At 73.9% G+C, this 22,050-nt stretch carries 21 protein-coding genes, 4 tRNA genes and 1 pseudogene; 13 read left to right on the forward strand and 13 right to left on the reverse strand.

The window, feature by feature from the left end:
* The first annotated feature begins 126 nt into the window (after window positions 1-126).
* Window positions 127-489, forward strand: coding sequence for a DUF6980 family protein (locus tag OP18_RS00575; protein WP_389249307.1), 363 nt, complete (start codon window positions 127-129; stop codon window positions 487-489).
* 39 nt (window positions 490-528) lie between these two features.
* Here the strand turns inward: OP18_RS00575 and OP18_RS00580 are convergent, their stop codons facing one another.
* On the reverse strand, window positions 529-939 hold the full coding sequence (locus tag OP18_RS00580; RefSeq protein ID WP_033356654.1) for a nitroreductase family deazaflavin-dependent oxidoreductase: 411 nt from the start codon (window positions 937-939) through the stop codon (window positions 529-531).
* A gap of 100 nt (window positions 940-1,039) precedes the next feature.
* The gene (locus tag OP18_RS00585; RefSeq protein WP_033356655.1) at window positions 1,040-2,767 is read right to left on the reverse strand and encodes a RecQ family ATP-dependent DNA helicase; all 1,728 of its coding nucleotides are present in this window, start codon (window positions 2,765-2,767) and stop codon (window positions 1,040-1,042) included.
* Between the two features lie 201 nt (window positions 2,768-2,968).
* Between OP18_RS00585 and OP18_RS00590 the strand changes: the two genes are divergently transcribed.
* Entirely contained in the window at window positions 2,969-3,856 is an 888-nt protein-coding gene (locus tag OP18_RS00590; RefSeq protein WP_033356656.1) for a sigma-70 family RNA polymerase sigma factor, read from the forward strand.
* 21 nt (window positions 3,857-3,877) lie between these two features.
* Window positions 3,878-4,618 (forward strand): YaaA family protein, encoded by a 741-nt coding sequence (locus OP18_RS00595; RefSeq protein ID WP_033356657.1) that lies wholly within the window; start codon window positions 3,878-3,880, stop codon window positions 4,616-4,618.
* An 11-nt stretch (window positions 4,619-4,629) separates the two neighbouring features.
* Here the strand turns inward: OP18_RS00595 and OP18_RS00600 are convergent, their stop codons facing one another.
* From OP18_RS00600 to OP18_RS00620, 5 genes are all read right to left on the reverse strand, one after another.
* Window positions 4,630-5,226 carry an HD domain-containing protein gene (locus OP18_RS00600; protein WP_033356658.1) on the reverse strand — a complete coding sequence of 199 codons (597 nt, stop codon included), beginning with the start codon at window positions 5,224-5,226 and terminating at the stop codon, window positions 4,630-4,632.
* A 311-nt stretch (window positions 5,227-5,537) separates the two neighbouring features.
* The gene (locus OP18_RS51875) at window positions 5,538-7,361 is read right to left on the reverse strand and encodes an Hsp70 family protein (RefSeq protein ID WP_156089211.1); all 1,824 of its coding nucleotides are present in this window, start codon (window positions 7,359-7,361) and stop codon (window positions 5,538-5,540) included.
* Between the two features lie 47 nt (window positions 7,362-7,408).
* Window positions 7,409-8,218 carry a PP2C family protein-serine/threonine phosphatase gene (locus tag OP18_RS00610; RefSeq protein ID WP_063745392.1) on the reverse strand — a complete coding sequence of 270 codons (810 nt, stop codon included), beginning with the start codon at window positions 8,216-8,218 and terminating at the stop codon, window positions 7,409-7,411.
* Complete coding sequence (locus OP18_RS00615) at window positions 8,218-8,859, reverse strand: hypothetical protein (RefSeq protein ID WP_033356659.1); 642 nt, start codon at window positions 8,857-8,859, stop codon at window positions 8,218-8,220. The genes OP18_RS00610 and OP18_RS00615 overlap by 1 nt, the downstream gene beginning before the upstream one ends.
* 351 nt (window positions 8,860-9,210) lie before the next feature.
* Window positions 9,211-9,474, reverse strand: coding sequence for a hypothetical protein (locus tag OP18_RS00620; RefSeq protein ID WP_156089212.1), 264 nt, complete (start codon window positions 9,472-9,474; stop codon window positions 9,211-9,213).
* A gap of 150 nt (window positions 9,475-9,624) precedes the next feature.
* On the opposite strand from OP18_RS00620, the gene OP18_RS00625 reads away from it, so the two are divergent.
* Entirely contained in the window at window positions 9,625-11,349 is a 1,725-nt protein-coding gene (locus OP18_RS00625; protein WP_033356661.1) for a CehA/McbA family metallohydrolase domain-containing protein, read from the forward strand.
* A gap of 95 nt (window positions 11,350-11,444) precedes the next feature.
* Here the strand turns inward: OP18_RS00625 and OP18_RS00630 are convergent.
* Window positions 11,445-11,520 (reverse strand) — tRNA-Gly (locus OP18_RS00630).
* 81 nt (window positions 11,521-11,601) lie between these two features.
* Here OP18_RS00630 and OP18_RS00635 point away from each other — a divergent pair.
* The 7 genes and pseudogenes from OP18_RS00635 (at window position 11,602) to OP18_RS58495 (ending at window position 16,312) form a co-directional block, all read left to right on the forward strand.
* A complete protein-coding gene (locus tag OP18_RS00635) occupies window positions 11,602-12,642 on the forward strand; it encodes a CapA family protein (protein ID WP_033356662.1) in 1,041 nt (346 codons plus the stop codon).
* Window positions 12,643-12,731: 89 nt separating this feature from the next.
* Window positions 12,732-12,804 (forward strand) — tRNA-Gly (locus tag OP18_RS00640).
* A 14-nt stretch (window positions 12,805-12,818) separates the two neighbouring features.
* Window positions 12,819-12,889 (forward strand) — tRNA-Cys (locus tag OP18_RS00645).
* A 37-nt stretch (window positions 12,890-12,926) separates the two neighbouring features.
* Window positions 12,927-12,998, forward strand: a tRNA-Val gene (locus OP18_RS00650).
* A 490-nt stretch (window positions 12,999-13,488) separates the two neighbouring features.
* Window positions 13,489-13,908, forward strand: a complete 420-nt coding sequence (locus tag OP18_RS00655) for a hypothetical protein (RefSeq protein WP_033356945.1) — start codon at window positions 13,489-13,491, stop codon at window positions 13,906-13,908.
* A 980-nt stretch (window positions 13,909-14,888) separates the two neighbouring features.
* Window positions 14,889-15,632 (forward strand): annotated as a pseudogene (locus OP18_RS62885) (tetratricopeptide repeat protein); the annotation flags it as partial.
* A gap of 71 nt (window positions 15,633-15,703) precedes the next feature.
* Window positions 15,704-16,312 (forward strand): tetratricopeptide repeat protein, encoded by a 609-nt coding sequence (locus OP18_RS58495; RefSeq protein ID WP_425388613.1) that lies wholly within the window; start codon window positions 15,704-15,706, stop codon window positions 16,310-16,312.
* Between the two features lie 960 nt (window positions 16,313-17,272).
* Here the strand turns inward: OP18_RS58495 and OP18_RS00670 are convergent.
* Window positions 17,273-17,686 carry a GntR family transcriptional regulator gene (locus OP18_RS00670; protein ID WP_033356663.1) on the reverse strand — a complete coding sequence of 138 codons (414 nt, stop codon included), beginning with the start codon at window positions 17,684-17,686 and terminating at the stop codon, window positions 17,273-17,275.
* 94 nt (window positions 17,687-17,780) lie between these two features.
* Window positions 17,781-18,386 (reverse strand): TetR/AcrR family transcriptional regulator, encoded by a 606-nt coding sequence (locus tag OP18_RS00675; protein WP_033356664.1) that lies wholly within the window; start codon window positions 18,384-18,386, stop codon window positions 17,781-17,783.
* 85 nt (window positions 18,387-18,471) lie between these two features.
* On the opposite strand from OP18_RS00675, the gene OP18_RS00680 reads away from it, so the two are divergent.
* Both OP18_RS00680 and OP18_RS00685 read left to right on the forward strand, forming a co-directional pair.
* The gene (locus OP18_RS00680; RefSeq protein ID WP_033356665.1) at window positions 18,472-19,221 is read left to right on the forward strand and encodes a FadR/GntR family transcriptional regulator; all 750 of its coding nucleotides are present in this window, start codon (window positions 18,472-18,474) and stop codon (window positions 19,219-19,221) included.
* A 20-nt stretch (window positions 19,222-19,241) separates the two neighbouring features.
* The gene (locus OP18_RS00685) at window positions 19,242-19,865 is read left to right on the forward strand and encodes a (2Fe-2S)-binding protein (protein WP_052386024.1); all 624 of its coding nucleotides are present in this window, start codon (window positions 19,242-19,244) and stop codon (window positions 19,863-19,865) included.
* A gap of 36 nt (window positions 19,866-19,901) precedes the next feature.
* Here OP18_RS00685 and OP18_RS00690 read toward each other — a convergent pair whose 3' ends face one another.
* From OP18_RS00690 to OP18_RS00700, 3 genes are all read right to left on the reverse strand, one after another.
* A complete protein-coding gene (locus OP18_RS00690; RefSeq protein WP_033356666.1) occupies window positions 19,902-20,630 on the reverse strand; it encodes an anti-sigma factor family protein in 729 nt (242 codons plus the stop codon).
* A complete protein-coding gene (locus OP18_RS00695; protein WP_245635209.1) occupies window positions 20,627-21,136 on the reverse strand; it encodes a sigma-70 family RNA polymerase sigma factor in 510 nt (169 codons plus the stop codon). The genes OP18_RS00690 and OP18_RS00695 overlap by 4 nt, the downstream gene beginning before the upstream one ends.
* A 141-nt stretch (window positions 21,137-21,277) precedes the next feature.
* The gene (locus OP18_RS00700; protein ID WP_033356950.1) at window positions 21,278-22,000 is read right to left on the reverse strand and encodes a YcnI family protein; all 723 of its coding nucleotides are present in this window, start codon (window positions 21,998-22,000) and stop codon (window positions 21,278-21,280) included.
* Between the last annotated feature and the right edge of the window lie 50 nt (window positions 22,001-22,050).

Here is a 22,050-nt window from a genome sequence, read left to right on the forward strand (position 1 = left end):
GCGCTGCGGCACAGGCCCGCCACGCGCTGCGGCCCAGGCCCGCACGCGCCCCGGCGCAGGGCCGCCACGCGCCGTGGCACAGGCCCGCGGCGCGCCGGTCGGGAGGCGACCGCCATACTGCGTGCCGTGCGGAAACACTGCTGCGACGGTATGCGTGCGCAACTGGCCCGGTCCGAGTCGGAGGCCGGCGAGGACGACCCGGATGTGGTCGTCGTGTACGACGCGAAGTTCGACGAGTACGGGCTGCCCGTCCGCGACGGCGGCACGTCCGTGGTGGTGATCGGGTACTGCCCGTGGTGCGGCGGGCGGCTGCCGGCGTCGCGGCGGGACGCGTGGTTCGACGCGGTCGAAGGGCTGCGGCTGGACCCGTGGGAGGACGAGCTGCCCGAGGAGTACCGCGACGGGACCTGGTGGTCGCGGGACGCCGGCGACCTGGAGGGCACCAGCCGCGACTACGTCGAACCGGACAAGGTGATCAGCCCGGTCTGAGGGCGGAGCGCCAGCAACCGAGCAGCGCAGGGCAGGGCGTCAGCGGAGCAGCTCGACGACCGGGATCTTCCGCTCGACGCCGTTCTGATGGTCGGTGAAGAACGGGTACCGCTCCACGATCCTGGTCCACAGCACGGGCCGGTCCTCGTCGGCGACCGGGCGGGCGGTGGCGCGGTACTCCTCGCCCTCCGCCTCGACGATGACGGCCGGCTCGGCGACCAGGTTGCGGTACCAGTCCGGGTCGAGGGCGGCGCCCGCGTTGGAGGCGATCACGTACATCCGGTCGTCGACGCGGATGTACATCATCGGCGTGGTGTGCGGCCGGCCGGTCCTGCGGCCGGTGGTGGTGAGCAGCAGCAACGGCCGGTCCTCGAGCCGCCGGCCGTTGCCGCGGAACTCGGCGATCAGCTTGCGGTTGTACTCGCGCTGGTCGACAGGGAGCTCGGTCATGCCGAAAAGCCTAGATGCCCGAACGCCCCGGCGCCCGTCGAAGCGGCGCCCGTCGAAGCGGTGCCCGTCGAAGCGGTGCCCGCCGGAGCGGGCGGCCGGGTCAGACCGGCTCCAGCAGCTTCGACTTCTGCACGATCGGCACCGACAGCGTCTTGTACCCGACCTCCTCGAACAGCACCACGACGCGGTCCTGCTCGTACGCCATGACGGTGCCGGTGCCCCACGCGGTGTGCCGGACCTCGCTGGACACCGGGAACGGCCGGGCCGGGTCGGTGGCGACCGGGACCTCGCCGGCGTCCACCGTGGCGGTCGGCCGGCGCAGCAGCGCGAGCCGCCGGTACCAGGGGACCTTCGGCACGACGGGGTCGACGACGACGTTGCCGGCGGCGCAGTTGTCGCAGTGCCCGCACGCCCGTTCGGCCTGCTCGCCGAAGTAGGCGAGCAGCGCGTTGCCGCGGCAGCCGGCGCTTTCGGCGTACTGGCGCATCATGTCGATCCGGGAGCGCCGCAGCGTCTGGTGCCGCTCGAACTGGGCGAGGGCGAGCCGCGACGCGTCCGCCGGGGACGGCGCGTAGCGGGGGGTGCTGAGCTTGTTGCCGGACTGGACCTCGACGGCGCCGACCTGCTCGAGCAGGCTCAGCAGCGACGTGATCTTGCGCGCGGGCAGACCGCTGCGGGTGGCGAGGGCGGTGCGGCTCACGGGGCCTTCGCGCAGCGCGGCGGCCAGCTGCGTGAGCTCCTTGCCGTCGGGGGCGCCGGCGGCGAAGAACCGTTGCAGCGACACGTCCTCGGGCCGGAAGAACAGCACGGTGCGGGCGGGGGCGCCGTCGCGGCCGGCCCGGCCGATTTCCTGCAGGTAGCTGTCGGGGGAGTCGGGCAGCGCCACGTGGTGCACCCAGCGGATGTTGGGTTTGTCGACGCCCATGCCGAAGGCGCTCGTCGCGACCATGACCGGGATCTTGTCGGCCATGAAGTCGGTGTACCGGCGGGTGCGCTCACCGGCGGCGAGCCCGGCGTGGAACGCGACCGCCTCGACGCCGTGCTCGGTGAGCCGGGTCGCGTACTGCTCGGCGATCGCGCGGGTCGGCGCGTACACGATGCCGGGCGCGGGCTCCTGCCGCACCTGCGCGAGGAGGCGCTGCCAGCGCTGCTCGTCGCTGGTGCAGTGCACCGCGCCGAGCTCCAGGTTGCCCCGGTCGAGGCCGGCGACGTGGGTGAACGGGTCGAGCAGGCCGAGGGACTCGGTGATGTCGGCGCGCACCGGCGGGGACGCGGTCGCGGTCAGCGCGACGATCACCGGGCGGCGGGTGCCGTCGCCGAGCTCGCGGATGAGGTGGCCGAGCTGCAGGTAGTCGGGGCGGAAGTCGTACCCCCACGCGGACACGCAGTGCGCCTCGTCGACCGCGACCAGGCTCGGGCGCAGCCCGCGGACCTCGGCGAGGCGCTCCGGGTTGCCGAGCTGCTCGGGCGTGATGAACAGGAACCTGGCGGTGCCGGCGCGCAGCGCCTCCAGGGCGGCCTTCTGCTGGTTCGGCGTCTCGGCGGAGCTGATCCGGACCGCCTGGCCGTCGTGGCGGCGGTTGAGTCCGGCGATCTGGTCCTGCTGCAACGCGAGCAGTGGTGAGATGACGACAGTGGGTCCGGGCAGCAGCATCGCCGGGACCTGGTAGATCGCGGACTTCCCACCGCCGGTGGGGAGCACGACGAGGGCGTCGCGCCGCTTGAGCAGGGCGCGCATCGGTGGCAGCTGTCCTGCGCGCAACTGGTCCCAGCCGAAGTGCTGGCGGGCGGCGCGGCGGAGGCGGGGTGCGAGCGGCACAAGATTCATCGCGGGCGACTGTACCGGTGTTCGAACGAGTCGGCGCGCTGAGCGGACCAGTGCGACACGCCGAATCTTGAGCACTCTCACCGGCTCGCAACCAAACGGCACCCGAAAGTGACGGCGACAGCACCCTTAGTAGCCGAAAGTTCTTCGTGTCAGCAGGTGGACCGCCTGCACGGGGTTCACCACAGACACGAGGGGGAACCGATGACAGCGACCCTTGAGGGTGCCACGCTCAAGGTCCAGTTGGAAGGCCGCGAGCTCGAGGACCTGATCCGCGAGCACCTGCCACTCGTCGGGCATCTGGTCCGCCAGACGCTCGGACGCCTACCCGCCCACGTCAGCCGCGAGGACCTGGTGTCCGCCGGCATGGCGGCCCTGGCCGGCGCCGCGAAGGCGTTCGATCCGAGCCGGGGCATCCCGTTCGGCAGCTTCGCCACGACCCGCATCCGCGGCGCCATCCTCGACGAGCTGCGCGGGCTGGACTGGGCGAGCCGGTCGGTGCGGGCCAGGGCCAGGCAGGCCGACGCGATGCAACAGGAGCTGACCGCGGCGCTCGGACGCACCCCGACCAACCACGAGCTGGCCGAGGCGCTCGGCGTCAGCGTCGACGAGCTGCAGGCGATCGACGACGACGTGCAGCGTGCCGCCGTGCTGTCCCTGCAGGGGTTCGCCGCCGGCAGCGCCGAGGACATGGTCCCGGAACGGGCCGCCGGCCCCGAGGACCTGATCCTGCACCGGGAACGCATCGGCTACCTGCACAACGCCGTCGAGGCGCTGCCGGAGCGGCTCGGCAAGGTCGTCAAGGGGTACTTCTTCCAGGAGCGGCCGATGATGGAGATCGCCCACGACCTGGGCGTCACCGAGTCGCGGGTCTCCCAGCTGCGCGCCGAGGCGCTCATGCTGCTGCGCGACGGGCTCAACACGCACCTCGACCCGGACCTCGTCTCGGCCAGCGACAAGCCGACCGGGTGCGTCGCCCGGCGGCGCGAGGCGTACCACGACAAGATCGCCAATGCGGGCAACCTCAACAGCCGCCTGGCGCAGACGAACCACCACGGCATGCCGTTCCTGCAGTCCGGCCGGCACGCCTGACCCGGCTTGTACCCTCGGGCGGTGCTCATCCTGCTGCCACCGTCCGAGGGCAAGGCCGCGGCCCCGCGCCGCGGCGCGCCACTGGACCTCGACCGGCTCTGCCTGCCCGAGCTGACCGACGCCCGGGCCACCGTCGTCGACGACCTGGTGAAGCTCGCCGGCGACCCGCCGCTCGCCCTGACCACGCTCGGGCTGACCCCCGGCCTGGCCGCCGAGGCCGCCCGCAACGCCGACCTGCGCACCGCCCCGGCGGTGCCGGCCGCCGCGCTGTACACCGGCGTCCTCTACGACGCGCTCGGCCTCGCCACGCTCACCGGGCCCGCACTCGCCCGCGCCCGCCGGCAGCTGCTGATCTTCTCCGGCCTGTGGGGCGTGCTGCGCCCCGCCGACCGGGTCCCGCCCTACCGCTGCTCGATCGGCGTGCGCCTGCCCACCGCCGGCGCGCTCACCGCGCACTGGCGCGCCGCGCTGCCGCCGGTCCTCGACGCGCTCGCCGGCGACACGCTCGTGCTGGACCTGCGCTCCTCGGCGTACACGCCGATGTGGGCGCCGCGCAACGCCGTCACCGTCCGCGTCCTGCACGACGGCAAGGTCGTCAGCCACTTCAACAAGGCCACCAAGGGCCGCCTCGTGCGGGCCCTGCTCACCGCCGGCGCCCGGCCGAAGACCCCGGCGGCCCTCGCCGGCGCGATCCGCGACGCCGGGTACACCGTCACCGCCCGCACACCCCACGAGCTGGACGTCGTCGTCGACACCCTGTGACGGCGCCGGGCTCAGCCGAGCCGGTGGCCGAACTCGGCGGCGAGGGCGGTGAGGTCGGGCTCGCCGTACCGGCGCACCATCGCGGTGAACAGCGCCACCTTGTCCTCACCGAACCGGCGCACCGCCCGCCGGTACGCGTCGGCCGGCACGAACCGCGGCGGGCTGCTCTTGCTGTGGAACTTGTCGGCGTACATGACGAGCCGCTCCTCCCCGCTCACCGCCACGTAGTCGCCGGGAGGGATCGGCAGCCGCTGCCGGACCACGTCGTCGCGGGTGATCCCGACCCCGGTGTGGCAGGAGCAGAACCGGCACAGGACCTCCGGCAGCCCCGCCTCGCGCAGCAGCTCGTGCCCGAGCAGCCCGTGCCGCACGTAGCCGGCGTGGTCGAGGGTGCCGGTCGCGTCGTACAGCCGGTACACGCCGATGTCGTGCAGCAGGCAGCCGGCCCGCACCAGCGCCGGGTCGACCCCCGCACCGGCCCGCGGCAGCAGCCGCTCGGCGATGCGCCACACGATCCGGCAGTGCGTCCACACCAGGTCGAACGCGGCCGCGTCCGGCGCGTGCCGCTCGTGCAGCGCCCGGATCTCCTCGTCGGACGGCACCCACATGCCGCCAGATGCTGCCACGCCACGGCGCCGGCGGTGACGCTGACCCGCATGGACGCGCAGGAGTGGGTGGTGGTGTCCGCGATCCGCGGCGACGTGCCGGCGCGGATCTTCCACCGGGCCTGGGACGCCTGACCGCGCCGCGGGGCATCGACTGGGACCCGTTCCGCGACGGCGAGGTCCGCGTCGACCACCACCGGGTCGCCAAACCCGACGGCACCGCCGGCTGCCTGTGGACCCGCAACGTCCGGGCGACGGCACTGACCCGCCCCGGCATCGCGCCGCCGGTGGGGCGGGTGCCGCCGGCGGGGCGGTCAGTCGGCCCAGGCGGCGACGTCGTCGAGGCGGGTGACGACGGCGTGCCAGGCGTGGCGGACCGCGTCGGCGTCGAGGGTGTCGAGGCGGCGGCGGGCGGAGCGGCCGACGAAGGCCCGGTCGGCGTCGCGCAGCAGCTCGTCCACCAGGTCGAGCAGGCCGCCCTCGGCGAGGAGGGCGCCGACGTCGTCCAGGGCGAACGCCTCGGCCAGCTCGACGGCCACGTCCCGGGCCGCGATCAGCAGGTCCGGCATCCACTGCTGCGGCGGGTAGCCGAGGTTGTACTGCACCAGGTCCAGGTCGACCTGCTCCTCGTCGCCGCCCCCGCGGACGAACGCGACGAAGGGCTCCCGGGCCCGCGCCCAGCCGGCGAGGGCGGCCAGCTCGTGGTCGGGTTCGTTCAGCAGGTACCCGGCGAGCCCGTCGACGCTGCGGAACAACAGCGGGCCGCCGCCCCGGCCGAGGAACACGGTGCGGTCGGCGAACCTGGCCCGGATCGTCCAGCCGCTGCCGGACGGCAACGCGAGTTGCAGCGGCTGGAACGGCGCCTCCCGCCACGCCTCGCCCGGCATGAACGCCCCCGGCCGCGGCAGCCAGCCCCACAGCGGCCCGCCGTCGTCGCCCGCTGGGACAGCCGGGACCGGGACCGCCGGCACCGGGACCGCCGGGGCGGGCACCGGCTCCGCGTGGCCCGCGGTCAGCACCGCCCCGCCGCGCCCGCCGCCCGCCGCGCCCCCGCCGCCTCCGCCGCCCGGCACGGCCGCGCCGGCCTCGACCGCCGGCGCCGGCCCGCCGCCCCCGGCGGCCAGGACCGCCACGCTGCCCTCGACGGCCAGGAACTCCGGGCGGTCGAGGGCGACCGGGGCGACGCCGGCGACGCGGTGCAGCAGGGCGGCGACGAGCGGGAGCCGGGTGGCGCCGCCGGCCAGGTACACCACTGCGGCCGGCGCGGCGTCGACGCCGGCGTCGCGCATCGTGCGCAGGGTCAGCTCCGCGGTGGGGCGCAGCAGCGGCGTGGCGAGGGTGTCCAGGTCCTGCGGGGTCAGGGTCACCTCGCCCCGGCCGGCGACCGGCACGACGGCGCTGGTCCCGGCGCTGAGCAGCTCCTTCGCGAGCCGGGCCTGCTCCAGCAGCGGCCGCCCGGGTCCGGCGGCCCGGGCCGGGCCGGGCGCCATGATCAGCAGGTGCTCGGCGATCGCGAGGTCGAGGTCGAGGCCGCCGACGCCGGTCAGGCCCGCGGTGGCGAGGACCTGCGGGCCGGCGGCCGTCACCCGCAGGACGGTGACCTCGAAGGTCGCGGCGCCCAGTTCGTACACGACGAGGGGGACACCGGCGGCAGCGGGCTGCGGCAGCCGGCCCAGCACGGCACGGGCGACCGCGACCGGGGACGGCACGAGCGTCGCGGCCGGCAGCCCGGCCATCGACGCCGCGGTGAGCAGCGCGCCGCGGTGGTGGGTGTCCCAGGACGCGGGGTGGGTGAGGGCGACCTCGTGCGGCGGGGTCCCGCCGGTGACGCGCAGCGCTTCGGCGTGTACGGCCCACAGGACCGCGGCGAACAGGTGCTCCACGGGCACGCCGGTGCCGCCGAGCGGGACGGTGCCGTCGGCGGCACGCAGCTTCGGGTGGGGTTCGCAGCGACCGGGGTCGAGGGCGCCGCCGCGCACGGCGTCGCCGCCGACGGCGAGGACCCCGGCGGCGACGTCGAGGTGGACCGCCGACGGCAGCAGCGGCGAGCCGTCGAACAGCAGCGGCGTCACCGTGCCGCCGGCACCGGTGAGGACCGCGGCCGTGCTGGACGTACCGAAGTCGATGCCCAGATGCATCGCCCGATGGTGCCAGCCGCGTCCCGCCGCCCGGCACCCGGCGGGGGTCACAGTCCGGTCGGCAGGCCCAGCGGGTCGGTGTCGATGCCCCGGTACGGCGCCGCGCCCGGGTGCGTGTCGTCGTCCTCCGGGGCGGCGTGCGCGCCGCGGGTGACGGTGCCGGTGTCGCCGCCGGTGGTGAGGTGGTCGACCACGACGGCGGTCACGTTGTCCCGGCCGCCGGCGAGGACCGCCCGGTGCACGAGGAGGTCGGCGGCCGCCTGCGCGGTCGGCTCGGCACGCAGGACCTCGGCGATCTCGTCATCGGTCAGCTCCAGCGACAGCCCGTCGGAACAGACGACGAACCGCTCCCCGGGCAGCGGCGGCAGCACCCACAGGTCGGCGTCGGGCGCGGGCCGCGTGCCGAGCGCCCTGGTGATCACGCCGCGCCGGCGGGTGACGCTCTCCGGCGCCGTGTGGTCGACGGTGAGCTGGGTGAGGACGTCACCGGCGAAGCGGTACACCCGCGAGTCACCGACGTTGAACACCGCCCACCGCTCGACGTCGCCGTCACGCACCAGGCTGATCCCGGTGAGGGTGGTGCCCATGCCGGTGCGGACCGGATGCTCCACGGCGGAGGCGAGGATGTCGGCGTTGGCGCGGGCGACCGCGTCGTGGACGTCCTGCGGGGTCCGGTCGGGCTGCCCGGCGAGCCGCCGCAGCGCCTCGACGGCGAGCTCGCTGGCGACGTCACCGGCGGCGTGCCCGCCCATGCCGTCGGCGACCGCGAACACCCCGTCGGCGACGAGCGCGCTGTCCTCGTTGCGCCGGCGCACCCGGCCGATGTCGCTGGCGGCCCCCGCCCGCACGGCCGCCATCAGGCACCCGCCGCGACAGGGTGGCCGAAGCGCTCGACGAGGGCGGCGACGACGTCGTCGCGGCTGCCGGCGGTGACCGCGTCCGGGCCGTCGTCCGACAGCAGCCACGACCCGTCGGCGGCGCGGGCGATCGCCAGCCCGACCTCCGCGGAGTCCTCTCCGGCGTCCGCCGACCTGATCGCGACGGCGGCCTCGCCGGGCCCGGCCGTGCACCGGTCGACGAACCTGGCCAGGGGCGCCGCGAGGGGCTCGGCAGGGTCGAGGACGTCGACGCCGTAGAGCCCGAACGGTCCCGGGTACGCCGCCAACCGCCCGGTATCCCCGCTGAACAGGTGCAGCTGCAGGGTACGGTCGCCGGCGGACCCCGCCGCCTCGGTCACCGTGCGCAGCGTCGACAGTGCCGCGACCGCCCCGAGGACGAACTGGCCCGGCACGACGTTGCCGCCCTCGTCGGTGCACAACCCCCGGGCGAGCAGCGACGCGACCCCCGCCGCGGTGACGATGTCGGTGGCCGCCTCCGGCCGCAGCCCGAGCCGCCGCCGCACGGCGTCCATGGCGGCGGCGCGCTCGCCGCCGGGCCCCGCGGCGGAGCGGAGCAGGAACTCGAGCTCGGCGAACGTGCACAACGTCGTGTCGGCCATACCCTGGAACGCCCCTCCTTCAATGCCGGCCCTTGCATGGTCGTCGCCGGCCCTTGCATGCTCGTCGAGCGTGGCGCGTCCGTCATGCGCTCCGCGGGACGTCGGCACCTTTGGCCACGTCGGCCCGGTCTGCCAGGTGCTCCGGCTGGCGGCTCGACGCCCGCCGGAGGTGCGAGCGGCGCCGGCCAGCACCGGAACGCACGGGAGGAACGGCCCGATGAGACTACCACCGCGAGCGCCGTCCGCTTCCGGCCGCTGACCCCTCGTTCAGGACGGAAACCCGCGGAGCGCCAGCCCTGGCGGCGCCGCGACAGCCACCGGCCAGGTGGGCTCGTGAAGTCCCGTCCGGGGTCAGCCGGTGCGGTCCGGTGGGCGCTTCGGTGGCGACTTCCGCACAGCGCCCACGCCCCGGGCCGCGAACCGCCGGAACCTGGGCATCGGGCTGTCGAGGTAGCCGAAATAGCTGGCCGGGGCGACGGTGACCAGCGCGCTCGTGGTCCAGACGACGAAGGCGCGCCACAAGGACCCGCCTTCGACGAGGTGCCACGCGGACGCGAAGACGACGCCCCACCCGAGGCCCAGTCCCAGCGCCACCGCCACACGCTTCCTGCGCACCGTCGCCCTCCGTCCGGCATCCGCCTTGGGACCCTACTCGCGCGGCACGGGTCAACGCCTGGGTCTGTCCGGCGGCCGAGGGGGCGGTGGGCCTGGTGGGGTTCGCCGTTCCGCTGCGGGTGAGTGGCGGGGCGAGGCAACGTCGGAAGGGTGAGACGCGCAACGGGGATCAGTCGGCGTGGGGTGTTGCTGGCGGCCGGCGGCGCCGTCGCCGGGAGCGTCCTGCCGGCGGCAGACCCGGCCGCGGCACCGGCCGCCGCCGGGAACAAGCTGATGCCGGTCAGCATGGCGACCCACATCCACGGGCCGTTCAGCGAGGGCGTGGCCAGTTACGCCGCGCATCTGGCGCAGGCGCGCCGGTACAAGGTCGACGTGGTCTGGTTCACCGACCACGACTTCCGGATCGCAGCGGCCGGGCACCGGCAGGCGGTGCACTTCGACGGGGTGACCGAGGACGAGCAGGGGCTCGCGTGGACGTGGAAGGAGCACGTCGTCGGCAAGCCCGCCAGTCACGGCGCCGACTTCGTGGGCTCGCCGCGGTCGCCGCACGACGGCGGCAAGGCGTTGCGGCTGGCCGCGTCGGGGGCGGGGGCGGTGCGGATGGAGGGGGTGGCCTGGAACGCGATGGCGAACGCGTGCATCGCCGACACCGAGCTCGGGCTGGACGTGCTGCCGGAGCAGGTCGGCGACGGCGGGGCGTTGACCGTGGACCTGCAGCTGTCCAACCAGCCGGGGAAGGGGATCCTGCGCGTCGCGTACCAGATCGGCGGCGTCGGGAAGGTCACGCACGAGGTCGACGGGGCCCGTGGGGTGGTGCGGGTGCCGGCGAAGGACGGGGTGTGGCAGCGGGTGACGTTGGTGCCGCGCGCCGACGTCGCGAAGCTGTGGCCGGACGTCGTGGCCGGGGACAACGCGCTGACGGGGCTGGCGCTGGAGGTGCGGCAGGGGCGGTTCGTGGTCGACCGGTTGACGTTCACCCGCTCCCGGCGGACCGGGCAGGCCGGTGAGCGGCTGCGGGCGGAGGTGCTCGCGGCGGTGGCCGGCAAGTATCCGGACGTCACGCAGTACCGGGCGCTGGAGGTGTCGATGGTGCGGCACCTGAACTGGTTCGGCGGCGACCTGACGTTGCCCGCGTTCCCGTCGCCGCCGCTGCGGGACAACGACGCGGCGCTGACCGGGTCGATGGTGCGCTGGTTGCACGCGCACGGCGGGCTGGTCTGCTGGAACCATCCGATGGACGTGGCGAAGCGGGACGAGCTGGCGAAGCTGGTCGTGTCGCAGGGTGCCCTCGGCGTCGACCTCGTGGAGATCGGCCGGGACCCGCTCGAGGATCTGCTGTGGGTGTACGACGTAGCCGCCCGCAACTGCGTCTTCTTCACCGCACTCGGCAGCAGCGACGACCACGACGCGACGGACTGGGCGGCGAACGAGGAGCATTTCGTCAGCCACGTGTGGGCGCCGTCGAAGGGGCGGGCCGATCTGCTGCGGGCGTTGGCGGCTGGGGCGGCCTGGTTCACGGATCTGACGGCGTACCGCGGCGCCATGGACCTGCGCGTCGGCGGGGAGTCCTACATGGGGGCGGTGCTGGTCGGGTCGGCAGCGGTCGCGGTCGATGTGTCGGCGACGAAGCTGCCGAAGGGCGCGACGCTGGAGGTCGTGACCGGCCAGGTCGGCGTCGGCCTCAAGCCATCCACGAAGGTCATTGTGTCGAAGGTGGGGAAACAGCGGGTGAACCTGAAGCCGGGCAACTATGTGCGGGCGCAGGTCCGGCTGAAGGACGCGACGGTCGCCGGGGTGTCGAACCCGTTGTGGCTGCTGGCGAAGGTGCCCGCGACGCCGGTGCCGGCGGCCAGGAGGCGGGCGCTGCCCTACTGACCTTCGGGCACCTTCGCGTATTGGCGTTCGGCATTGGCGTTCGGCATTGGCGTTCGGCCATTGAAAAGGGCCCGCCTTGTGGGCGGGCCCTTTCGTGGAGCGGACGACGAGATTCGAACTCGCGACCCTCACCTTGGCAAGGTGATGCGCTACCAGCTGCGCTACGTCCGCGTTGCCTTATGACTATAGCGCACTGTCGCGGACCGGTTCCTGCGGGGGTCGGTCACCCGTTAGCGTGGCGCCGTGAGGCGAATGATGTTCGTGGTGCCGCTGTTGCTGGCCGGCTGCTCGGCTGCGTCCTCCTCCGCGCCCGCCTCCGCACCCTCGCCTTCCTCGGCCTCGGCCGCGACTGCCTCCGCGTCGGCCGCCGCCTCCCCGCCGCCCGCCGACCTGACGCTCGTGTTCGCCGGTGACGTGCACTTCATGGACCGCACCGCGAAACTGCTCAAGGACCCGGCGACCGCGTTCGGCCCGGTCGCGGCGCAGCTGTCCGCGGCGGACCTCACGATCGTCAACCTGGAGACCGCGATCACCTCCAGGGGCGCGGAGGAGCCGAAGACGTACCACTTCCGCACCACGCCCGTCGCGATCGACGCCCTGAAGGCCGCCGGCATCGACGCGGTGAGCATCGCCAACAACCACACCCTCGACTACGGCCGGACCGGCCTGCTCGACACCCTCGACGCGCTGCGCTCGGCCCGGTACCCGGCGTTCGGGGCGGGCGCGAACACCGACGAGGCGTACCGGCCGTGGCTGACCGAGGTCCGCGGCGTGAAGATCGCCGTGCTCGGCTTCAGCCAGGTCGGTGAGCTGTCGTCGAGCTGGGCGCCGGGCCCGGACAAACCCGGCATCGCCATGGCGTTCGACACGCAGCGTGCCGTCGCCGCCGTCACCGAGGCCCGCCGCCGGGCCGACCTCGTCATCGTGTTCAACCACTGGGGTGACGAAGGCAACAGCTGCCCCAACGCCGCCCAGAAGACCTTCGCGGCCAAGCTGTCCACCGCCGGCGCCGACCTGATCATCGGCGCGCACGCCCACACGCTGCAGGGATCGGGGCAGCTGGGTCGCACGTTCGTCGCGTACGGCCTCGGCAACTTCCTCTGGTACGGCCCCTCCAAGAGCACCGAGACCGGCCTGCTGCGCCTCACCGTGCGGGACCGCGCCGTCACCAAGCGAGAGTTCCTGCCCGCCGTCGTCTCCGACACCGGCCGGCCCACCCTGCTCACGGGCGCCGCCGCGACCAGGCTCAGCCAGCGGTACGCCGGCCTGTCGACCTGCGCCGGCCTCACCTGACGCGCCGGATCCGGATACCGGTTTGGCATGGGGGATGGCGGTCGGCTAGAGTTTGCATCCGTCGCCGGGTGCAGGACTGGCCGGGCGGTGCGGACGTAGCGCAGCTGGTAGCGCATCACCTTGCCAAGGTGAGGGTCGCGAGTTCGAATCTCGTCGTCCGCTCGGGAAAAGACCACGGTGGGGTGGCCGAGAGGCGAGGCAACGGCCTGCAAAGCCGTGTACACGGGTTCAAATCCCGTTCCCACCTCGGAAAGGCCACACCTCGGTGCGGCACCCAAAGGCTCGGGCGATTGGCGCAGTGGGAGCGCGCTTCCTTGACACGGAAGAGGTCACTGGTTCAAACCCAGTATCGCCCACCGAACCGGTGAACGCCCCCTGCTCACGCAGGGGGCGTTCACCGTTCCGGTTCGGATTCTCCGCGCACCGGCTTCGCCGGTGCTCCCCGGTGGGGGAGCTTCGCTCCACCCACACCCCCTCAACACCGTCCGCCGCCGCTCGGTTCACGTCAGCCGGGCCGTTTCGGTGCCCCTGTGTGCGGCATTACCGGGTCGTGAACTGCCGCGAGATCACACGCGACCACGTCGATCTGTCCGGCGGGTAGACCGTCGAACTGGCCTTGCGTCAACGTGCCGGCGCCGGGTCAGACGCACGTTGCGAACCAACCATGAAGCGTGAGTACGGGCACCGAGCAAGTGACCGCCGAGGACGGACGCAGGCTGATGTAGCCGACATGACCGTGCCATCGACCGTGACTGTGAAACTCGGGTAGCCGTTCGTGTGGTGACGTAGCGTGCAGCGAGGTGATACCCATCGGGGTGGATGTTCCGGCGATGGGAGTTGATCAGCGTGGATGTGGATCTGGCGGCGGCGGTCGTGCCGTATGTGGCGGCGGCGGTTGGCGTGTACGGGGCCCGTGTGTTGGAACGGGTCAGCGACGCCGCCGCGGATGCCACCGCCGCCGCGACGGTTGGCGTTGGACGGCGGCTGCTGCGCCGGATTTTGGGTCGGGAAGCGTCGGCGGGTCCGGTGAGCGCTGCGGTGCAGGATCTGGCGGAGGACCCAACGGATGAGGACCGGGTGGCGGCGTTGCGGTTGCAGTTGCGCAAGGCGCTGGTGTCCGATCCGCAGCTGGCGGCCGAGGTGGCCGCGATGTTGCCTGACGCCACGACGGTCACCGCGGCCGGTCCGCGGTCCGTGGCCGCTCGGGACATCACCGGCATCGTGCAGACCGGCGACGGCAGCGCCGCGTGGCAGGGGCGTGGGTAGGCGTGCCCGGTAGCGACGGCGCCGGGGAGCAGGTCAAGACCGCGTCGGTAGCCGTGTCTGGGCAGCGTGGTGTGGCCGCGGCGAGCATCGATGGTGTCGTGCAGACCGGTGACGGTGCGCAGGCCCGCGTCCTGGCCGGGGCGGTAGCACTGGAGCCGCCGGCGGCGGTGGATGCGCCGCAGGCGGGGTTGTCGGGGCTGCCCCGGCCGGCGGTGCGCACGTTCGTCGGCCGGGACGAACAGCTGGCCGAACTGGACCGGCTCGTGCACGCCGGGGCGGGGGTGGTGGCCCAGGCTGTGCATGGGTTGGGTGGGGTGGGCAAGAGCGAGCTGGCGTTGCAGTACGCGACCCGGCACCGGGCACGGTACCGGGTGGTGTGGTGGATGTTGGCGGACAGCCCGGACGCGATCGAGGCTGGGCTGGCCGACCTGGCGTTCCGGCTGCACCCGGACGTGCAGGTGATCGCCACCCAGGCTGAGGCGGCGATCTGGGCGCTGAGCTGGCTGCACAGCCATGACGGCTGGCTGCTGGTGTTGGACAACGTCGAGCACCGCCGCGACGTCGAGCCGCTGCTCGGGCAACTCGCCGGCGGACATGTTCTGCTCACTACCCGTCTCGACGTCGGCTGGGAGGACATCACCGACGGGTGCCTGCGACTGGAGGTCCTGACCCCGGCGGACGCGGTGGCGCTGCTCGCCCGGCTCAGCGGACAGCACGACCCAGCCACCGCAGGAGTGCTGGCCGGTGAACTGGGCTGTCTGCCCCTCGCCCTGCAGCAGGCCGGCGCCTACCTGCGCCAGACCCGCACCCCGATGGCCCGCTACCTGCAGCAACTGCGCGACGACCCGGCCCGCACACTGGCAGCCGTGGCTGCCGGTGATGACGCCCAACGTGCGGTTGCCCGGATCTGGACCGTCACCATCGACCGCATCACCGGACACACCCCGCTCGCGCTGCGACTGCTGCGGCTGGTGTCCTGCATGGCCCCCGGCAACGTGCCTCGCGACCTGTTCACCCCAGCCGCCAACCCCGTCGGTGAGCCGGCCGACGTTGACGCGGCCCTGGGCGTGTTGGCCTCCTACAACCTGATCACACTCACCAGCGACAGTGTGAGCACGCACCGACTTGTGCAAGCCGTCACCATCGCCCAGCTCCGCCAACCCGTACCCGAGCCGCACCCCAACACCACTGATGCCAGCCTGCCCGGACCGTTACCAGCCCAGACATGGGACGACGTCCTGCACGCGGCGGTCGATCTCCTCACCCGAGGCGCGCCGCCCGGCGACCCAGGGACGGCTGTTGTCGGCTGGCCGCGCTGGGCTGCGCTCAGCCCGCACGTCGCCGCCCTGGCCGACCGGTGCCCCGATGACATCGGTGGCATCGACCTTGCGTGGCTGCTCGGCGAGACCGCCCTTTACGACAGCACGCAGGGCCGCTACCACCAGGCCCTGCAGCATAAGCGCCGTGCCCTGGCCATCACCGAGGCTACCCTCGGCCCTGACCACCCCAAGGTGGCGATCATGCTGAACAACCTCGCGGTCAGCCTGGCGGACCTGGGTCGGGCCGGGGAGGCTGAACCGCTGCAGCGCCGTGCCCTGGCCATCACCGAGGCCGCCCTCGGCCCCGACCACCCCAACGTGGCGATCAGGCTGAATAACCTCGCGCTCAGCCTGCGAACCCTGGGTCGGGCGGGGGAGGCTGAACCGCTGCAGCGCCGTGCCCTGGCCATCACCGAGGCCGCCCTCGGCCCCGGCTCAGCCTGCGAACCCTGGGTCGGGCGGGGGAGGCTGAACCGCTGCAGCGCCGTGCCCTGGCCATCACCGAGGCCGCCCTCGGCCCCGAGGAGGCTGAACCACTGCAGCGCCGTGCCCTGGCCATCACCGAGGCCGCCCTCGGCCCCGACCACCCCAACGTGGCGACCACGCTGGACAACCTCGCGCTCAGCGTGGCGGACCTGGGTCGGGCCGGGGATGCTGAACCGCTGCAGCGCCGTGCCCTGGCCATCGCCGAGGTCGCCCTCGGCCCCGACCACCCCGACGTGGCGATCAGGCTGAATAACCTCGCGACCAGCCTGTACGTCCTGGGTCGGCCCGGGGATGCTGAACCGCTGCAGCGCCGTGCCCTGGCCATCACCGAGGTCGCCCTCGGCCCCGACCACCCCAACGTGGCGATCATGCTGGACAACCTCGCGCTCAGCGTGGCGGACCTGGGTCGGGCCGGGGATGCTGAACCGCTGCAGCGCCGTGCCCTGGCCATCACCGAGGCAGCCCTCGGCCCCGACCACCCCAGCACGGCGATCAGGCTGAATAACCTCGCGAACAGCCTGCGAGCCCTGGGCCGGTCCCGGGATGCCGAACCGCTGCTCCGCCGCGCAGCCGAGATCCCACGCCACCGATCTGCATAGCGACAGCCGAGATCGAACCGCCACCCTGCGGCAACTGCCACGCACATCCCGGCACGCACTGCACAGCCTCAAAGGAGAGCAGCGACAGCCGACGACCACTTCGGGGAGAAATCTGGGAGAGGATCTTGCAAATTGCCCCTCCGGACGCCCACGCAGACCAGCAGGTACCAACGCCATGAGCAGCAGAAACAGCATCAGCCGCAGATAGATCGACCAAGTTGACCTTATTGATACGGAAGAGGGCACTGGTTCAAACCCAGTATCGCTTACCGTTACGGTTCGGATTCTCCGCGCACCGGCTTCGCCGGTGCTCCCCGGTGGGGGAGCTTCGCTCCACCCACACCCCCTCAATACCGTCCGCAGCCGCTCGGTTCACGTCAGCCGGGCCGTTTCGGTGTCCCTGTGTGCGGCATTGCCGGGCTTTCGGAGGTTCGACAGTCGAGACGGAGCAACAGCACAGGCCTTGATCGACGGCGTGATCGGTCGAACCGCACGTCCGCTTGGGTGACGTCGAGAACGACCCGCGGTCGGGGCTACGTGGAGGCGCGATGGCGGCCTGTTCGCCGCTTGCTGTCGGGGTCAGCCTTGCGTGCCGTTTCCCAAGCGTCACCGGGTTGGGCTCCGTGCGCCCGCAGGAGGGCGTAGTGCACCCGCCGTCGTACGGCTGGAGTTCGTAGGCGAACGCCAGGCCTTCTTCCGCGAAGCGGGCGGCGATGGCCTGGGCCAGCTCGTCGGCACGCCGGACATGCACGTCCATCCGCGCGGTGCTCAACGCTCTCAACGGCCGGGGGACGGCATGAGTGGGTCATCGCCATCCTCGGCGTTGCAGCGCTTCCGGCGAGCGGGAACACACCGGAGACCGTCAGGACGATGCCCGACAGGAGCCGCGGACCGTCCGCGCGACGTCCGTGGAGAGCGGCCGCGGTGTGCCTGGATGATGCCACGGTCAGCCGGACCGGGTCAGTGCCAGCGGACGGCGAACCGGTCGCCCGGGTGCAGCTCCTCGCCGTCGGCGGTGTGCACGACCAGCACCGGTACACCGTCGGCGAGGTTGAAGCGCTCGCGCTCGCGGCGGGTCGGCATCCTCGCCGACACGACCCCGCCGGGCGGGACGGGGAGGACCTCGTCGGGGGTGGACAGCGGGCGGCGGGCCGGGCGGGCCGTGACCGGGCCGACCCGGATCGACTTGTCGGGGGCGAGGAACAGCAGGCCCTCGCGGCGCAGGACGGCGATGCCCTTGAGTGCCGTGTCGCGGCCGACGTCGTGCTCGCGGGCGAGCGCCGCGGCGCTGGGCACCGTGGCCCCCGGCGGCAGCGTCCCGGCCATGATCAGGGCCCGGAGGGCGTCGGCGACGCGCTCGTACCGTGGCGGCATCCGCCGACTGTAGCCACTAGGCCACAGGTGGCGAAAGGCGCCGACGGCCGCCGTCCCCAGAGTGTGAAAACGGGAAGGCGGAACGCGGCGGACGTCAGGCGGTCGCCGCGCCCAGGGCCCGGAACGCGAAGTCGGCGACCTGCTCGGCGGCCCGTTGCGCCGCCGCGCCGTCGCGGGGGCCCAGCGCCATCCGCTCCTGGAACGCGGCGGACAGCGCGGCCGTGATGGTGCGGGCGTCGGCGTCGGGGTCGGCCCACGGCAGCGACCCGTCGGCGCGCCCCCGCTCCAGGATCGACGCGATCGCCGCGTGGTGCGCGGCGGTCATCCGGGCCCGCTCGGCGGCGTAGCCGGCGGTGCCCATCAGCTCGCCGCACGACATCGCCAGGACCCGGCGCCGGCGGTGCCGGTCCGCGGTCAGCGACAGGAACCCGTAGATCCACGCCCGCAGCGCCTCGGGCGGGGTGGTGGCGGCGCCGGCGGCCGCCGTGAGCTCGGCGTGGACCCGGTCGCTGGCGCGGCGGAACATCGCCAGCAGCAGCGCGTCCTTGGAGTCGAAGTGCCGGTAGAACGCCCGCGTGGACAGGCCCGCGGCGGTGAGGACGCCGGTGACGGAGAGCCCGCCGCCGTCGGTGTCGACCAGGCATTGGTACGCGGCGTCGATGATCCGCGAACGCTCCCCGGTGTCTGCGGTCACGGACATCAGCCCATGCTAACGCGCGCAACGGCGGCGCAACGGAATCGTCGTATCATCCACGTTCGTCACGTTCATCGATAGAGGAGCGTCCATGACGGAGCCGGTGGAGCCGATCGGTCGGCTGGTCCGCACGCCGAAGACGGCCGAGCTCATCGCCACCGACCTCCGCACCCGCATCGTGCGCGGCGTGCTGCGCGCCGGTGACGCGCTGCCGCCGGAGACGCTGCTGATGGCGCAGTTCGGGGTGTCCCGGCCGACGCTGCGGGAGGCGTTCCGGATCCTGGAGACCGAGTCGCTCATCGCGGTGCGCCGGGGCGCGCGGGGCGGCGCGTACGTGCTCGCACCGGACCGCGCCGTCGCTTCCCGGTACGTGGGGCTGCTGCTGCAGCTCGACGGCACCACGATCGGCGACGTGCACCAGGCGCGGGCGGTGCTCGAGGCGGCGTGCGCGGCCCGGCTGGCCCGCATCCGGACCCGGCAGGACCTGCTCGACCTGCGGGCGTGCGTCGAGGACCTGCGGGCCGCGGCCGGCGCCGACCCGGACCCGGTGAGGTGGGGGCGGCACGCGGCCCGGTTCCACGAACTCGTGCTGCAGCGCTGCGGCAGCCGGACCCTCGCCGTGCAGTGCGGCGTCCTGCAGGACATCGTGGCCACCCACACGGGGCCGGGCGGCCCCGGGCAGGCCGGGTTGCCGCGGCGGCTGCTGCGGTCGTACGCCCGCCTCGCCGACCTCGTCGAGGCCAGGGACGCCGAGGGCGCGGAGCGGCACTGGCGCACCCACCTGGAGTCCTCGGCCCGCGGGCCGCGGCGCTCCACCGCGGTCGTCGACCTGTTCCGGTGACGGTGCACTAGGCTGCGCCGGTGAACCCGTACTTCGTCTGGGAGGACCACGCGCCGGGCGAGGGGTGGCGGCCGTTCACCGAGCTGCACGACCCCGCCGTCGCCGTCGAGCGGGTGGAGGTGGCGCGGCGGACGCTCGTCACGATGTTCGGCCTGGACCCGGCGGTGGTGCCGCCGCGGGTGGTCGCGTCGGTGACGTTCCTCGGGGTCGCGTCGCGGCTGCTCGCCCCGCCGCTCGTCACGCCCCGGTACCCGGCACCGGAGCAGCTGTACTGGAAGCCGGTCCCCGCCGGGCCGTGGCCGATGGCGTGCACCGCCCCGCCGGCCGGCGGGGCCAGCGTCGGCGCGTACCGGGACCGGGTCGTGCTCGGGCTCGTCGGGCCGCTGCTGGAGGTGTTCCGCGCCGCGTTCCGGCTGTCGCCGAAGGTGCTGTGGGGCAACGTCAGCTCGGCCCTCGCCGGCGCCGCCGGCCAGCTCGGCGACCCGGCCGCCTGGGCGACCCTCGCCGAGCTGCTCACGGTCGCGCCCCTGGCGGGCACCGCCGACCTGCACGGGCGGGCGCTGCGGCGGCGCAACTGCTGCCTGTACTACCGCATCCCCGGCGGCGGCACCTGCGGCGACTGCGTCCTGCGCCCCGCCCCCTGACAAGGCGCCGCGAAGCGCCGGGCGCGGGAACCGCCGTCAGCGTTGCGCGGCCGTGCCGAGCAGGTGACCCTCGTGGTCGGAGACGGTGACCTTGTCGACGTTCGGCAGCTGGATCGAGCTCGCTCCCGTCACCCGCGCCGACGCCGACGCCGTGCGTCCCCAGCAGGCCGCCTGCTCCTCCTGGCCGCCGCGGCCGACCACCCGCAGCACGTACGGCCCGTCCCCGGGCAGGCCGCTGAGCTCCAGCGCGACCGACACGCCCCACTGCCGCGGGGTGAGCGTCGCCCGCCCGGACAGGGCGCTGCCGGCCGCCGCCACGAACTGCACGACCGTGCCGGCCGGCGCGCTGGACTGTGTCACCTGCTGCTGGCCGGTCGGGCGCGGGTCGGTCGCCGGCTGCGGGGCGGCCCGTGGCCACAGCACGGCCCCGGCGGTGAGCAGGGCGAGCGCGGTGGCGCCCGCGGCGGCGCCGGCGAGCAGCCCGGCGCGGTGCCGGCGACCGCGGGGCGCCGCCTGCCGGCTGCGGCGCAGCAGCGCGTCGAGGCCGTCGCGGGTCGGCGCCTCCAGCGGCGCGGGCGGGCCGGCCGGCAGCCGCTGCAGCAGCTCCGGCACCGGCGCCAGCCGGTCGGCCTCGGCGCGGCAGTCGGCGCAGCCGCTCAGGTGCGCGTCGACCAGCGTCCGGTCGGTCTCGTCGAGGCCGCCGAGGACGTACCCTCCGAGCAGCGGGCGCACGATGTCGTGCTCACCGCGCTGCGCAGCGCTCATCGCAGCACCCCCATCTCCTCGAACACCGCGCGCAGGGCCCGGACCGCATAGTAGGCACGGGACTTGACGGTCCCCTCCGGCACCGACAGGCGGCGGGCGGTGTCGGCGACGGTACGCCCGTCGTAGTACACGGACTCCACGACCTGCCGGTGCTCGACGGAGAGCCGGTCCAGGGCGGCGCGCACGAGCCAGCCCTCGACGAGCTCGTCGACGTTGTCGGTGTCGGCGACGGCCGCGATCGCGTCCGGGTCGTCGACGAGCCGGGGCCGGCGCTGGTCCGCCCGCCAGGCGTTGCTGACCACGTTGCGGGCGATCGTCAGCAGGTACGAGCGGGTGGTGTCCCGGCTCACGTCGATCCGCCCGATGTGCTTCCACGCCCGCAGGAGCGTCTCCTGCACGAGGTCCTCGGCGCGGTGGCGGTCGCGTTCGTACCGCGAGACGAAGCCGAGCAGCACACCGTAGTGCTCGGTGTACAGCGCGGTCATCAGCTCCTCGTCCGTGGTCAACCGGGTCTCCCTCGTCGGCGCGGGTCCTGCTGACGTCTACCCCACCAGACAGTTGCGGGTTCAACCACCCTTGCGGGGACCTGATGCGCAGAACCCCGCGCGCCGGGCGGCGCGCGGGGTCCGTGGAGCGTGGCGGTGCGGTCAGGCGGTGCCGCGCGGTGCCGCCCGGCGGAACGCGAGGACCGCCACGACCAGGCCGGCGAGGCCGAGCACGAGGCCGGCGGCGCCGAGACCGATCGCGGCGCCGTCGCCGTCGTCGTCGCCGTCGTCGTCCGCCACGGCGGCCGGGCCGGCGGCCGCGGACGCCGGTGCGGACGCGCCGGCCTTGGGGGTGAGCTTCAGCACCGGCGCGGGGTGCTCCGCCTCGGCGCCGGCGGCCGGCTCGTCGATCCAGCGCACGATCTCGCCGTTGGAGTACGTCTGCAGCGCCTTGAACACGAGCTGGTCGGTCACCGGCAGCGGGCCGAGGGAGACGTCGAACTCCTGGAACGTGTGCGGCTTGATCTCCGCACCCGCCGACGCGGTCCAGGTGATCTTCGAGACCGCCTCGGTGAGCTCGCCGTCGTCGGTCTTGACCGGGGTGGCGAGCTTGCTGGTCTCGGTGGCGGCGGTCCAGCCCTGGACGGGCTTGAGCGACACCGACGCGATCGGCTTGTCGGTCGGCAGCGCGATCTCGAGCTTGGTGGTGGAGGCGTCGTCGCGCTCGTTCGGCACCCGGAACGTCACCTTCGTGTACCCGCCCTGCGTGGCGGTGCCCGGGTTGACGGTGACGTGAGCGGAGGCGGCGGCGGGGAAGGCGAGTGCAGCGGCGGCGGCCGCGGCGACGGCGACACCCGCGCGGACCACGTGGGTCAGGCGCATGATGCGGGCTGTCCTCTCGGGAAGACGGTTTGGCAAGGTCAGCGGGTAGTCGC

The sequence above is a fragment of the Dactylosporangium aurantiacum genome, from assembly GCF_000716715.1.
Taxonomy (GTDB): domain Bacteria; phylum Actinomycetota; class Actinomycetes; order Mycobacteriales; family Micromonosporaceae; genus Dactylosporangium; species Dactylosporangium aurantiacum.

Coding starts and splice junctions, on each gene's coding strand:
- OP18_RS00675 (WP_033356664.1), bottom strand. CDS start 18,386: ATGTCCGTGACCGCAGACACCGGGGAGCGTTCGCGGATCATCGACGCC.
- OP18_RS00590 (WP_033356656.1), top strand. CDS start 2,969: ATGACAGCGACCCTTGAGGGTGCCACGCTCAAGGTCCAGTTGGAAGGC.
- OP18_RS51875 (WP_156089211.1), bottom strand. CDS start 7,361: ATGCATCTGGGCATCGACTTCGGTACGTCCAGCACGGCCGCGGTCCTC.
- OP18_RS00580 (WP_033356654.1), bottom strand. CDS start 939: ATGACCGAGCTCCCTGTCGACCAGCGCGAGTACAACCGCAAGCTGATC.
- OP18_RS00585 (WP_033356655.1), bottom strand. CDS start 2,767: ATGAATCTTGTGCCGCTCGCACCCCGCCTCCGCCGCGCCGCCCGCCAG.
- OP18_RS00600 (WP_033356658.1), bottom strand. CDS start 5,226: ATGTGGGTGCCGTCCGACGAGGAGATCCGGGCGCTGCACGAGCGGCAC.
- OP18_RS00680 (WP_033356665.1), top strand. CDS start 18,472: ATGACGGAGCCGGTGGAGCCGATCGGTCGGCTGGTCCGCACGCCGAAG.
- OP18_RS00610 (WP_063745392.1), bottom strand. CDS start 8,218: ATGGCGGCCGTGCGGGCGGGGGCCGCCAGCGACATCGGCCGGGTGCGC.
- OP18_RS00615 (WP_033356659.1), bottom strand. CDS start 8,859: ATGGCCGACACGACGTTGTGCACGTTCGCCGAGCTCGAGTTCCTGCTC.
- OP18_RS00670 (WP_033356663.1), bottom strand. CDS start 17,686: ATGCCGCCACGGTACGAGCGCGTCGCCGACGCCCTCCGGGCCCTGATC.
- OP18_RS00690 (WP_033356666.1), bottom strand. CDS start 20,630: ATGAGCGCTGCGCAGCGCGGTGAGCACGACATCGTGCGCCCGCTGCTC.
- OP18_RS00635 (WP_033356662.1), top strand. CDS start 11,602: ATGATGTTCGTGGTGCCGCTGTTGCTGGCCGGCTGCTCGGCTGCGTCC.